The sequence below is a fragment of the Paenibacillus xylanexedens genome, from assembly GCF_001908275.1.
GTDB lineage: Bacteria > Bacillota > Bacilli > Paenibacillales > Paenibacillaceae > Paenibacillus > Paenibacillus xylanexedens_A.
In genome coordinates, this window is the sequence record NZ_CP018620.1 from 6,670,672 (window position 1) to 6,683,457 (window position 12,786).

Annotated in this window: 12 protein-coding genes; 3 read left to right on the forward strand and 9 right to left on the reverse strand. The window is 45.2% G+C overall.

The window, feature by feature from the left end:
• Nucleotides 1–11 precede the first annotated feature (11 nt).
• The 5 genes from BS614_RS29180 to BS614_RS29200 form a co-directional block, all read right to left on the reverse strand.
• Complete coding sequence (locus BS614_RS29180) at nt 12–3,737, reverse strand: response regulator (protein ID WP_074096447.1); 3,726 nt, start codon at nt 3,735–3,737, stop codon at nt 12–14.
• Nucleotides 3,734–4,903, reverse strand: coding sequence for a PP2C family protein-serine/threonine phosphatase (locus BS614_RS29185; RefSeq protein ID WP_074096448.1), 1,170 nt, complete (start codon nt 4,901–4,903; stop codon nt 3,734–3,736). Before BS614_RS29185 ends, BS614_RS29180 begins: the two co-directional genes overlap by 4 nt.
• A gap of 342 nt (nt 4,904–5,245) precedes the next feature.
• A complete protein-coding gene (locus BS614_RS29190) occupies nt 5,246–5,590 on the reverse strand; it encodes a YflT domain-containing protein (RefSeq protein ID WP_017692267.1) in 345 nt (114 codons plus the stop codon).
• Between the two features lie 94 nt (nt 5,591–5,684).
• Nucleotides 5,685–6,218 carry a hypothetical protein gene (locus BS614_RS29195; RefSeq protein ID WP_157116251.1) on the reverse strand — a complete coding sequence of 178 codons (534 nt, stop codon included), beginning with the start codon at nt 6,216–6,218 and terminating at the stop codon, nt 5,685–5,687.
• Between the two features lie 68 nt (nt 6,219–6,286).
• A complete protein-coding gene (locus BS614_RS29200) occupies nt 6,287–6,796 on the reverse strand; it encodes a DUF948 domain-containing protein (protein ID WP_036668007.1) in 510 nt (169 codons plus the stop codon).
• 221 nt (nt 6,797–7,017) lie between these two features.
• Here BS614_RS29200 and BS614_RS29205 point away from each other — a divergent pair, with 221 nt between their 5' ends.
• Complete coding sequence (locus BS614_RS29205; protein ID WP_017692264.1) at nt 7,018–7,182, forward strand: DUF1328 domain-containing protein; 165 nt, start codon at nt 7,018–7,020, stop codon at nt 7,180–7,182.
• Nucleotides 7,183–7,555: 373 nt separating this feature from the next.
• Nucleotides 7,556–8,065 (forward strand): hypothetical protein, encoded by a 510-nt coding sequence (locus BS614_RS29210; RefSeq protein ID WP_074096450.1) that lies wholly within the window; start codon nt 7,556–7,558, stop codon nt 8,063–8,065.
• A 91-nt stretch (nt 8,066–8,156) separates the two neighbouring features.
• Here the strand turns inward: BS614_RS29210 and BS614_RS29215 are convergent, their stop codons facing one another.
• Complete coding sequence (locus tag BS614_RS29215) at nt 8,157–9,044, reverse strand: cation diffusion facilitator family transporter (protein WP_074096451.1); 888 nt, start codon at nt 9,042–9,044, stop codon at nt 8,157–8,159.
• Nucleotides 9,045–9,334: 290 nt separating this feature from the next.
• On the opposite strand from BS614_RS29215, the gene BS614_RS29220 reads away from it, so the two are divergent.
• Nucleotides 9,335–9,523 carry a hypothetical protein gene (locus tag BS614_RS29220; RefSeq protein WP_017692261.1) on the forward strand — a complete coding sequence of 63 codons (189 nt, stop codon included), beginning with the start codon at nt 9,335–9,337 and terminating at the stop codon, nt 9,521–9,523.
• 104 nt (nt 9,524–9,627) lie between these two features.
• Here BS614_RS29220 and BS614_RS29225 read toward each other — a convergent pair whose 3' ends face one another.
• From BS614_RS29225 to cydS, 3 genes are all read right to left on the reverse strand, one after another.
• On the reverse strand, nt 9,628–11,253 hold the full coding sequence (locus BS614_RS29225; RefSeq protein ID WP_074096452.1) for an ABC-F family ATP-binding cassette domain-containing protein: 1,626 nt from the start codon (nt 11,251–11,253) through the stop codon (nt 9,628–9,630).
• 215 nt (nt 11,254–11,468) lie between these two features.
• Nucleotides 11,469–12,515 carry an MBL fold metallo-hydrolase gene (locus tag BS614_RS29230; protein ID WP_074096453.1) on the reverse strand — a complete coding sequence of 349 codons (1,047 nt, stop codon included), beginning with the start codon at nt 12,513–12,515 and terminating at the stop codon, nt 11,469–11,471.
• Nucleotides 12,516–12,586: 71 nt separating this feature from the next.
• The gene (gene cydS / locus BS614_RS29235; protein ID WP_074096454.1) at nt 12,587–12,784 is read right to left on the reverse strand and encodes a cytochrome bd oxidase small subunit CydS family protein; all 198 of its coding nucleotides are present in this window, start codon (nt 12,782–12,784) and stop codon (nt 12,587–12,589) included.
• Nucleotides 12,785–12,786: the final 2 nt, after the last annotated feature.

Consider the following 12,786-nt stretch of genomic DNA (forward strand, 5'->3'; position numbering starts at 1 on the left):
GAATAATGAACTTACGAATACAGCCATACGCGCATTAAGGATAACAATTGATCTGTCTGGATCGGTTTTTTCACATAATCAGATGCTCCGGCCTCAATACATTTACCGCGATCCTCTTTCATCGCTTTGGCCGTAAGCGCAATAATCGGCAACTTTTCAAACTGCGGGATCTGTCTGATTCGTGTCATTGCTTCATAACCGTCCATCTCTGGCATCATCATATCCATCAGTACCAGATCAAATTCCGGATTTTTGTCCAAAATCTCCAAAGCCTCTCGGCCGTTCTCAGCAAACGTCACATCCATCCGATAACCTTCAAGAACACTTGAAAGGGCAAATACATTACGAATATCGTCATCTACAAGCAATATTTTCTTGCCTTCAAACAACGTTTCTTTGTTGTGAAGTTTCTGCAAGATTCGACGCTTGTCTTCTGGCAAATTGGCTTCTACCCGATGTAGGAACAAAGTGGTCTCATCCAGCAGACGTTCCGGTGACTTCACATCTTTGATAATGATGGACTCCGCATATTTGCGCAGCTTCATTTCTTCTTTGGAATCCAGTTCTTTGCCTGTATAAATTATAATCGGCAGATCGTTCAGATATTCATCATCGCGAATCTGGTCGAGCAACTCAAACCCGGTCATATCCGTTAACATCAGATCCAGTACCATACAGTCATAACGCTGGCTGTGTAATTCATTCAAAGCCTCACTACCTGTCGATACAGCGGTGATTGCAACATCATCATGACCAATCAATTCAATAATAGCTTTACGCTGAATCTCATCATCTTCGACGATCAACAGTCGTTTCAATTGATTCTCAGTATATGATTTGATATGTGAGAATGCTTTATCCAGTGAATCCTTGCTCGAAGGTTTTTTCAGATACGCAATGGCGCCCATCATCAGACCTTGCTTCATATCATCAATGACTGAAATCACATGAACCGGAACGTGGCGTGTTGCCGAACTGCTCTTCAGTTCGCCCAGAATGGTCCAACCATCCATCACCGGCAATTGAATATCCAGGATAATGGCATCCGGCAAATATTGACGTGCCATTTCTAGTCCTTTATCACCTTGAAGGGCAACAAGTGCTTTGAATCCTCTTCCTCTCGCCATATCCATCAAAATATGTGCAAAGTTCACGTCATCCTCAATGATGAGGAGGATTTTGTCGCCTTCCATGATATTCTCCCGATCATCTTCGATCTGCGTGACATCTGGAGTATGGGAAGGAGACAGATCTTTACCCACGCTACGCTCCGGATCAGGAGAGAGAATGGACTGATGACTTGAAAGCATGGTCCGTGTTTCGATGGACTGTTCATAAAGATCCTCTGAGGATACAGCCGCTTCTCTTGAAGCACCTTCCTCCGCCAGCGCTTCCTCTTCATGATTATCCGGCAGGTACAAGGTAAAGCAGCTACCTTCCCCTTCGGATGATTCCACCTGTATTGCGCCACCTAGCAAACGAGCCAGCTCCCTGCTAATGGACAATCCCAGGCCAGTTCCACCGTATTTCCGGCTTGTGGTCCCGTCTACTTGCTGGAACGCTTCAAAGATCAGATCGGTCTTGTCCGAAGGAATACCAATACCGGTATCTTTCACACTAAATCCGAGATATTCCTGATTGGTATTCATATACCCTGGCAGCTCTTCCGGTTTCATCCGTCGTCCAATCAGACTAACCGAACCACGATTCGTAAACTTAAACGCGTTCGACAACAAATTCCGCAAGATCTGTTTGACGCGATGACTGTCGGTGTACACCCATTCCGGTAAATCGCTGTCGAATTCGATGTTCAAGTTCAGCTCTTTTTTATTCGCCATCGGTCCAAAGTTTTGCTGAACAAAGCTGGTCAGCTCTTCCATTCGAACTGTCTCATAATTGATATCCATCTTACCTGCGTCCACCTTGGACAGATCCAGAATCTCATCAATCATTTTCAGCAGATCCGCGCCCGACATGTAAATGGTTTGCGCATATTCCTGCTGTTTGTCAGTCAGATTTCCACCCTTGTTCTCCGACAATAACTGGGACAAAATGAGCAGACTGTTCAATGGTGTACGGAGTTCATGTGACATATTCGCTAAAAATTCGGACTTGTACTTACTTGTCATCGACAGCTGTGTAGCTTGCTGTTCCAACTGCGTCTTCGTTTTCTCAATTTCGTCATTCTTCTCTTCGACTTCACGCACCTGCTCTTCAAGCGCCCGTGTCTTGGCAATGAGTTCCGTATTAAAATGTTCCAGTTCTTCCTGCTGACGCTGCAGCAATTCCTCAGATCGTTTAAGCGCCTCTGTCTGCTCCTCCAGATTCTCATTAGAACGACGGAGTTCTTCTTGCTGTGTCTGCAATTCTTCCGATTGAACCTGCAGTTCCTCAGTCAGTGCCTGGGATTCGCGCAGCAACTCTTCCACACGCAAACGACGTCGAACGTTGTTCAAAATTACGCCCAAGTTCATAATCAATTGTGTGAACAACTGCTTGTGAAGTTCATTGAAACCTTCAAAGGAAGCCACTTCAACTACACCAATCAGTTCATCTTCAAACACGACAGGATAGATCATGATACCCGCAGCACGTGTTGAGCCTGAAGCTGAACCAATATGCACGTAATCTTCAGGCGTATTTTCCAGAATAATCGGTGTCATATCCAGCGCGGCTTGACCAATCAGGCCTTCACCGATGCGATACATTTCTTTACCAACATCTTCGTTCTCTTCAAATGCGTATGCACCGTAGCGTCTCAGTTCGTCGGGATGTTTCTCCTCATCAATCAGATAGACGACACCCAACTGAGCGCCAAGCACAGGTGTGAATTCACTGATAAACATCTGTGATATTTGGCGAATGGAGCCAATCCCCCGAAGCAGCTCCGGGACTCTTGCGATATTCGAACTCATCCAGTTTTGATCCTGCTGAGCCTGTACATAAGCCCTCTCTATCTCCAGTTTTTCTTCCAAATCACTGGATACATCTTTGAACACACTGGCAATCTGACCAATCTCATCGGTTGATTTGACCTGTATGCGCCGAATGGTTCGGTAACGCCCTTTACCAAAGCTGGTAATCATCATAGATACAGTGTTCAGACCCCGTGTAATACTCGGCAGCACCCACATAATGACACCCAATGCAAGCAACAACCCCGCAATCATGATACTTATCGTGATCTGTACGGCTCTCGTATACGCTGCGTTAGCGTTCTTGATCTCAGCATCAATCTCTTGGTCCTGATAACGGGAAAGAGCATTCAAACTATCCACAGCTTCTTTTTGCACCGCGAGTCCTGTTGAATTGCGGTAGTTATTCGCATCTTCTACCCTGCTTTGGGACATCAGGTTGATCTGTCTCGTTGCATAAGAAGTATAAGCGGTCCACGCCGTATTCACACGATCCACCAGTTGATGTTCAGGTGCACTGTCTGCTCGGTTTCTTACTTCTGCGAGGTAACCGTCCCCCCGATCCTTCATCTCCTTCAAGTCACCTTCAGCAGCACTGATCGAATTATTCGGATTCAATAACAAGTTAGCCAGCACTTTGGCAATATCATTGACCTCTCCACGTGCAGCAGAAGTGAACCTTACTTTGAGATAACGTTCCTGATACATCTGATCAATCTGTTGATTACTGCTGTTTAGCCGTTCATAACTCACAAATGTGAGCACGATCAGAATAGCCATCAGAGCGGTAAAACCAATCAGCAGTTTATTCCTGATCTTCATTCATCCCCCGCCACTTTATCCAGAGTAATCCAGACCAGACATTTATCATCATCCCGCTCCTGGGGAATTTCGTCGTCAAAAAACATGGCCTGCATGGCAGCTTCATTCCACTGATGTGAGCCGGTCAGTTTTTCGATCAGGAATTCATGTTGCTCCTCCTGCCCGCCCTGAACAGCTTCCAATAATCCATCCGTATAGAGTGCAATATGCCCGTCACCCTCGTAATGGATCGTTTGTGGTTCAATATCCATTTTGTCAAATAAACCAACAGGACAGCAGACGCTGTCAAATGTGGTGACACTGCCGTCGTTTCGGAAGAATAGAGCAGGTGGATGCCCTGCATTAACATAATCAATGCGCTTCATCCGTGTATCCACGACCAGATAAATTGCCGTGAAATAATACTGCACCAATTGTTTTTCCAGATGGAGCTGGTTAAAACGACGGTTCAACTCTTGAATGACCTTCTCTGGATCCACATAAGTGGTAACCGTATCTTTCAACACAGAAGCGATAAACATGGTAAACAGGGATGAAGATATCCCGTGTCCCATCATGTCGAGCAGCAGTACTCCGTAACGGCCTTCCCCAAGGGGGTACCAAGAATAGAGATCACCCGCAAGCTCAAAGGATGGTTTATAGATGGCATGCACTTGGAACAGCGGGTCCCTAATTGCCGGACTTAAAACAGCATTTTGGACCATCGCTGCCAACTTGAGTTCATCCTGAATACGTTGATCACGCTCTTTATGCCAATCCTTCTCCTGTTTCAAACGAAGTGCGAGTCGAATTCTGGCCATCAGTTCGACTTTATTAATCGGTTTGGTCACATAGTCAGATGCACCAGCATCCAATGCTTCGGCAAGTTTCTTGGAATCTCCGATGGCAGTCACCATAATAATCGGTATATCCTTCAGATTCTCAAATTTCTGCACAATACTGCAGGCTTCGATACCGTCCATCTCGGGCATCATCATATCTAGCAAAATCAGGTCAATATCCGACGGTCTTGGACGAAGTTCGTTGCTTTCCTCCCCAATTCCCAACACTTCAAACATTTCCATGGCGGAACTCGCCGTTACAATGTCACGATAGTTTTCTTTTTTCAGAATTTCTCGAATGATAATGACATTCGTCGGATTGTCGTCAACAATAAGTATTCTCATTGATATCTCCTTATCTGTGGCGTCCGGGTTTGTCGATTCTTATTAGGTTAAAACAAACGTTGATTATACAAATTTTGCATACAAAACGGCAGTAGACATAATAATTCCTAGTATAACTATAATCGTAAAAACAAAAAACTTCTATCAGTAAATGGCACCATCGCAGGGGAAAATAACCCGCGACCTACCCTGTTTTTGCAGCGTTCTGATCCCGCTTCCAAACTTGCAAAAACATAGATAAGGAATGGGGAAAGCCCCATTCCTTATCTATGTTTTTGATTAAGCATTTTACATAAATGATTCAGAAGCTTGTCCATGTTCAGCAAACTTCAACTTATCGGGTTAATCTTTCTTTTTAGCAATAACGAGTACTTTACCTTTGTCGAGTTCACTCTCGTAGAAGTCCGCTTCGGCTTCGGTAAAGCCCATCGAAACAATTTTGGCCCGGAGTTCATCACCACGTGAGCGGAACAGATTCGCCAAGGAATCAAATACGCCTTCTTCCTTTATGCCAATTTCTTTGGCATCTGCTGTATCGGCAATTCGATCTGTACGATCCTTCTCATGGGCGAGAACAAAGATTTGATCAGCAAGGTATCCGGTAATCTGCAATTCTTTCACCGCTTCTACCGCCTGGACTCCGTTTTCTACCACTTTTGCATAAGCTTGCTCATTGGTTGAATTCATCGTTTCCACTCTCCTCTGATTTAATCTTCTGTATCGAGCTACTTAATATATAACCATACTATATGGGTTTGAAACGATTCAGTAATAACCAATCCTAAGAAACTGTGTCATCAAAAAGATCAATGCCTTCAATCTGCTGAGATCCTGACTTCATATATACCTTCAGAGCCTGGTCTCCACGGAGAAACACTTCTCCGTCCTCTGCCACATAATAAGGTTTCCCTAGAGCATGATGGATCGCTTCAATATTCATCTCAATTCTCTTTCCGTTTAACATGATGTAATTCTCAGATGCATCGATATGCACATATTGAATGACATCCGTATCTTCACACAAGCCAACCTTCACATCATGAAAGTGATATTCAGGACATCCCAGATAAGGATCTTCCTGCTTATGCCCCGGCTGGCCCTTTTTGGCCAACAAATCATCCATGGTGTCATCCAGAGAAATGCCATTCAGAGTCCGAAAATGCTGGAAAGTCTCGGATCGATCAACAGCCAGAGTTACCTCTGGCGCCTTCTCTTCCATTGCCGTCCATTGCATATCGTGAGCAGCGGGTACCGCTGCCGGTTGAACGGAAAAGGGAGAAATTACGCTAAACATCACAAGCAGTAGTTTCATCATGATTCTCACCCTTTCATCAGGTTCATCACCGCTCCGAAGGCTTCTTCATGGGTTACAAAGCGGTCATGTTACTTGCGCATCCGTTGCCATACATTCGCTGCAACATCAATATACTTCATCCAGTTTTTCCCGCCCTTAGCTTCACCATTATATGTAGCTTCATAGGATTGCAGGGTACGATCCGTTGATGTAGCAGGCGGTGCAGTTACATGAACCGCTTCAGCATGCTTGGTCTGTTCAGCGTTGTTACGTTTGGTCTGAAATTTCGCCATCAGCGTTGTGGAGACTTGTTTGGCTGCTGCCGTCACTTCATTCAACACTTCTCCCAGATTCTCAACAGATTCCATAACAGGATCAATTTTTTTCATTTTGTGCTGTACATCCACCGTAATATCATTGGCATGTCTTACAGTCTGCTTCACTTCATAACTAAGTTCATCAATGGTTTTCTGTACCTCTTGCAATGTCTGTGAGACATTGTCCAAAGAACCCTGAGCGGATTTCAAGGTACGAATTAAAAAGAATACCAGTACTGCAAATGCCACTGCAATCAGGGCCACACTAATTTGATAGATCATAGAAGAACCTCTCTTTCCATATGTGCATCAGTATTGTTATTGCTATAGTTACCCGGCGATTTCCCGGACGAAACAATATTATATATCCCTTCATATATGCCTTCGCTTGGAAAAAAAACCAATGTTTCAAGCGGTTAGCACTCGGTTAAAGTTAGACTACACAAGGCGGTGAGGTGAACACAACTCACTCCACAATCAATTATACGAAAGGATGAATACTTATGTTGAAATGGTCTGTATTATTTCTAATTATTGCACTGGTAGCAGGTATTTTTGGATTCTTCGGTATTGTTGAAGCAGCTGCTTCAATCGCGAAAGTACTCTTCTTCATCTTTGTTGTACTGTTCGTAATCTCCCTGATTACGGGACGCAGCCGAATGCGATAACCTCATGCTCTGATATGACTGAGTGTTTACTAAACGAATACATACAAAAGCCGATCGTGCTACCAAGCCGATTGGCTTTTGTGCGTTCAGACATAGGTCAACTTTTCTATATTATGTATTGCACTCCCTTCTGCTTTATTCCAATCCGCTCTCGTATGATTTCCAAAAAAACAGGACCTTTTTGAGATAGCCAACCCGGTTTTATCCCACTGAAGTATGATATTTACAGGCTTGCTATATACCCACATATGCGCCAGTTGACACTGGAGAATGCAAGAAAATATTGTTATAATTTGTGATTCATAAGGTAGCTTGCTTGGTTATTTTTAACACAGGACAACAAATTACATAACAAACCGAGGAGGAAAAGAAAATGAAAAAAATCGTAAGTTTTGCTGCTGCTTTAACGTTGATGGGTTCGATGGCTGCCGCTGCAGGTGCTGAGGAAGCGGTTACTGGAACGGTAACTCCGGAAAAAGGAACTGAAGCTACAACAACGACAACAACTCCAGCTGTTGAAGTGAACAAACCTGCTGTAGAAACAGTAGAAGGTACTGCTGAGACTGTAACAGGTACAACAACAGACACTACAGGTGCAGAAGGTACTTCAACTACAACTGAAACGCCAGCTACGACTACAGATGATAAAATGTTTGAAGAGCCACTTGTAAAACCAGGTGATGAAGTACTGGCACCTACCATGTTGCTGAACCTTCTGGAGCGCACTTGGTTCTATGATGCACCTAACGGTAAACCAATCGGTGCATTAGGCTCCCAAGTCATCGATACAACAGGTGAAGTGGTTGACGGATTCGACGGTGGCGAGTGGGTGCAAGTGTACACTTGGAAAGGCAAAGCGTGGATCCACGTTGCCATTCAGTAACATCGTATAATCGTTCTAACGATAAGTAAAGAGGACAGCACGCACAATCGCGGCTGTCCTCTTTTGATTTTCCAAGATGTTCACTCCCTGTTCAAGGGTTCCCTGTGACTTCTTCCGTCTTCGGTTCCACATGTACATGTACATGCATGATGTTATGCGATCGCTTCAACCGCTCTTCCACTCGGTCACAGATCTGGTGGCCTTCAATCAAGCTTAGACTCCCGTCCACTTCAATAACCACATCTACAAGTACATGACTGCCATGCACACGTGCCTTCACATCCTTGATCATTTCAACGCCGGGAACACGTGCTACTGATGATCTGAGATCCGTCAGTTCCTTCTGATCAAATCCATCGGTAAGACGATGTGTAGAATCCCGAAAAATCTCCCAAGCTGTTTTGCAGATCAACAGACCTACAGCAATCGCAGCTACTTTATCCAGCCATGGAAGTCCGAACTGCGCACCTATGATTCCAACTGCAGCGCCTATGCTGACCCAGGCATCCGAACGATTATCTTTCGCCGCAGCCATCAGAGCCTGACTATTAATTTGTTTAGCCAGACGGTGATTGTAACGATATACGCCTAACATCACCACAGCACAGACTACAGCCACCGCTGCCGCCCACAGATTTGGAGCAACAAAGGCTCCTTCATACCAGGAACGGACGGCTTCAACCAACACTTGCAGCCCAACCATAGCCATAATAAATGAAGCCACCAAGGCAGCAACCGTCTCCGCTCTAAAATGACCATAGGCATGATCCGAATCAGGTGGTTTCTGGGAGATCCGAAGCCCGATCAATACAGCAACGGATGCCACAATATCCGTAAGGTTATTAAAACCATCGGCCAGCAAGGCGCTGGAAGCAAATAAATATCCACAGATCAGCTTAAAGGCAGATAAGACGAGATAGGCTACGATACTAACCCAAGCCCCTCGCTCCCCTTTTCGAATTTCTTCATAAGCGTTCAAACCGGGCGACACTCCTTTTACGTTTCGTATTACGGTTTTTCCATGTTACCAAATGCGGAGCGTGTGGGTCTACAGAAACAGTGTTGCCAGGCTGCATTGCTGTAGGCAAGCCGAAACAAAGTTGCCAGACGGCAGGGCTGTAGTTATTGAGAAAAAATGTTGGCCTGGGTAAAACCAAAGGTTTTGAGCATTTTATCAGGTTGCCCTTGTGGGGCTTTTGTAAAACGTATAAAATAGGTACATCCCGTCCAATCTGGACGGCTTACTGTAAGACCGGGAGGGAAATAACGATGAGCGAAAATAACGAACCGAAAAAGGTCAGTTTGCAGGATGCTATACGCCAAAAGCTGGCGCAGAAGAAAGAACAAGCAAATTCCGGTAACCAATCCAGCGCCTACTTTGAAGGCGGACCTAAAGCGATGAAGAGTCAAAACAACAAGAAGCCTAACAACCAACGTCGCCGTACTGGTGGATCTTAGGTCTTAAAGCCGCAGAGAAACCCAAAAAGAACCGCAAGTCCTCTTCACAGAGGCTTGCGGTTCTTTGCTGTTCCTATAATAATGTGCCACAGATGATGCTTAGTTTAAGCTTCTACCGGATACATTTTATTGCGCAGTTCTTTGATTTCATCACTTTCCAGATACTCGTCATAGCTCATTTGGCGATCAATGATGCCATTCGGCGTAATTTCGATAATCCGGTTAGCAATGGTTTGAATGAACTGATGGTCATGGGATGTGAACAGCATGGTGCCGTCAAAATCAATCATACCGTTGTTCAGTGCTGTGATGGATTCAAGATCCAAGTGGTTCGTTGGCTCATCCAGAATCAGTGCGTTTGCACCTGTCTGCATCATTTTTGCCAGCATACAACGAACCTTCTCTCCCCCGGAGAGTACGCTAGCCTTTTTCTGGGACTCCTCACCGGAGAACAGCATACGGCCCAAGAATCCACGCAGATACGTTTCATCCTGATCTTTCGAATACTGACGGAGCCAATCCACGAGAGTCATGTCTACACCGTCAAAATACTGAGAGTTGTCTTTCGGGAAATAAGCCTGAGTCGTCGTTATACCCCAAGTATATTCGCCGCTATCTGCTTCGGTTTCACCCATGAGAATATCAAATAACAGTGATTTGGCATTTCCGTTCGGGCCAACAAATGCAATTTTGTCACCTTTGTTCACCACAAAGCTCACATCATTCAACATTTTCACACCATCGATGGATTTGTCAATACGATCTACCGTCAGCAATTGTTTACCTGCTTCACGTTCAGGCTTGAAGTTGATAAACGGGTATTTACGGTTGGATGGACGAAGGTCATCCAATGTGATTTTGTCGAGCGTTTTCTTCCGGGAAGTCGCCTGTTTGGACTTCGAAGCGTTCGCAGAGAAACGTTGAATAAAGGCTTGCAGCTCTTTAATCTTCTCTTCTTTTTTCTTGTTGGCATCCCGCTGCAGAGCAAGTGCCAATTGGCTGGACTCATACCAGAAGTCATAGTTACCTACGTACATCTGGATTTTACCGAAGTCAATATCTGCGATATGCGTACATACCTTGTTCAGGAAGTGACGGTCATGGGATACCACAATAACGGTACCTTCATAATCCATCAGGAAGTTCTCCAGCCATTGAATGGATTCGAGATCCAAGTGGTTGGTAGGCTCATCGAGCAACAGGTTGTTTGGACGGCCAAACAACGCTTGTGCCAGCAATACACGGACTTTTTCGTTTCCGCTCAGCTCTATCATTTTTTTGTCATGCATGTCACGAACAATGCCAAGACCGATCAGGAGCGCCGCTGCATCTGGTTCAGCATCCCAGCCGTTTTGCTCAGCGAATTCCCCTTCAAGCTCACCTGCACGCAAACCGTCTTCTTCTGTGAAGTCTGCCTTCGCATACAAAGCATCCTTCTCTTTCATGATGGAATACAGACGAGCGTGACCCATAATGACCGTTTCGAGAACCGGATACTCATCATATTCAAAGTGGTTTTGCTTCAAAACGGCCATACGTTCGCCCGGGGTGATGTGCACCTCTCCCGAGTTGGCTTCAATCTCACCAGACAAAATTTTCAAGAATGTTGATTTGCCGGCTCCGTTGGCACCGATCAGGCCGTAACAGTTCCCTGGCGTGAATTTGATATTTACATCTTCAAAAAGTGCACGTTTTCCGTAGCGGAGCGTGATGCCGCTTGTACTGATCATTAAGCATACCATCCTTTATTGGTTAATCTGCATACTGCATGAATAGCAAGTTGCGTAAATCATGGATTCAATATCCCGATGCCTATTCTGGCACCATATTATAACACAAAAAAGCGGCAAATTCGAAAATTGGCCGCTTTTTACTTATTAAAGATTTGGTAAATACACTGTTCATGCAGGCATATCCCTACATTAACATATTTGGCTCACTTTTGTTAGCCCCGTTTACCTTCCTCGTGGTGAATCCGGAGCGTCTCGCCATGACCAAGCACCCGAATCCGCTCTTTACCAATGCCTAAACGTTCACGTTCGACTTCCAGCCGATCCAACGCTTCCTTGGGCGTATCATCCGCCAGCTTGAATGTGCCGTAATGCATTGGAACCATGAGCTGTGAACCGGATTCAACGAACCCCTGCAGCGCTTCTTCAGGTGTCACATGTTGAGAAGTCATGAACCATTCCGGATCGTAGGCACCGATAGGCATCAGGGTAACACCAATGTCAAAGCGTTCTCCAATCGTTTTGAAACCCTGGAAGTAACCTGTATCACCCACAAAATACAACACAGGCGGACCGCCTGATGTTTTGGATGTTTCGTTCTTCCCTGATTCCGTGGATAATTCATCCTGATTGTTCGTTGTTGCAGCACTTTCCGCTGCTGAAGTCGTTGCCGGTTGATTCGATTCCAATACATAACCGCCCCAATGGGACGTATTGGTATCAAACAACGTTCGGCGCGTCCAGTGCTGTGCAGGAACAAAAGTTATTTTGACTCCGCCAAGTGTCATATGATCCCACCATTTCATCTCCTGACATCGATGAAATCCTTTGCGAATCATCTTGCGCTTCAGACCATCGGGTACGATGAGCAACGTCTTGGCTGTAATCAGCTTACGCAAGGAAGCCAGATGCAGATGATCATAGTGGGAATGGGATATCAGAATGACATCCAACGGTGGAATATCCTGAATCGGAATGCCGGGGGCACCGAGCCTGCGTTGGAATCCCATTTTTTCGGCCCACACCGGGTCAGTCGCGATGTTCAATCCATAATATTGAATGAAAAACGTGGAGTGACCAATCCAGGTAATACTTGTGTCATCCCGGTTGGCATGCAGATAATCCAGTTCAGGCGGGTGTTTGGGCACGGTGTAGGAGTAGTCCTTCACTTTGCTCCGCCGTTGCTCCCTCCATTGTTTGAATTCCTTCAGCGTTTTGTCCGTACTTACATTATCGATATTGTTATAACGGATTTTCGGCATGAAAGGGCCCTCCTCCCTTCCTCATTTCTTAACAAGAGATTACCCCAAACGAGAATGGACGTACCAACCAATCAATCCTTTGGATTCTTATATACGGCCAGATATACAAACAGAAAGACAATAGCAGCCGCAATGATCAGTGGAGGGGCGTACATAATGGTGAATGTCTCAAAAAAGCTCAATCCGGTTATACCGGGTATGCCCGTGACTCCCTCAGTAGATAGTGGATCCAGCAAGGGAGTCATGAGTAAGAATATGTTTGGGTGCATGA

Bases quoted from the DNA above. Each gene is read 5' to 3' on its own strand.
- BS614_RS29180 (WP_074096447.1), bottom strand. From the start codon at position 3,737: ATGAAGATCAGGAATAAACTGCTGATTGGTTTTACCGCTCTGATGGCT.
- BS614_RS29185 (WP_074096448.1), bottom strand. From the start codon at position 4,903: ATGAGAATACTTATTGTTGACGACAATCCGACGAATGTCATTATCATT.
- BS614_RS29190 (WP_017692267.1), bottom strand. From the start codon at position 5,590: ATGAATTCAACCAATGAGCAAGCTTATGCAAAAGTGGTAGAAAACGGA.
- BS614_RS29195 (WP_157116251.1), bottom strand. From the start codon at position 6,218: ATGATGAAACTACTGCTTGTGATGTTTAGCGTAATTTCTCCCTTTTCC.
- BS614_RS29200 (WP_036668007.1), bottom strand. From the start codon at position 6,796: ATGATCTATCAAATTAGTGTGGCCCTGATTGCAGTGGCATTTGCAGTA.
- BS614_RS29205 (WP_017692264.1), top strand. From the start codon at position 7,018: ATGTTGAAATGGTCTGTATTATTTCTAATTATTGCACTGGTAGCAGGT.
- BS614_RS29210 (WP_074096450.1), top strand. From the start codon at position 7,556: ATGAAAAAAATCGTAAGTTTTGCTGCTGCTTTAACGTTGATGGGTTCG.
- BS614_RS29220 (WP_017692261.1), top strand. From the start codon at position 9,335: ATGAGCGAAAATAACGAACCGAAAAAGGTCAGTTTGCAGGATGCTATA.
- BS614_RS29225 (WP_074096452.1), bottom strand. From the start codon at position 11,253: ATGATCAGTACAAGCGGCATCACGCTCCGCTACGGAAAACGTGCACTT.
- BS614_RS29230 (WP_074096453.1), bottom strand. From the start codon at position 12,515: ATGCCGAAAATCCGTTATAACAATATCGATAATGTAAGTACGGACAAA.
- cydS (WP_074096454.1), bottom strand. From the start codon at position 12,784: ATGCACCCAAACATATTCTTACTCATGACTCCCTTGCTGGATCCACTA.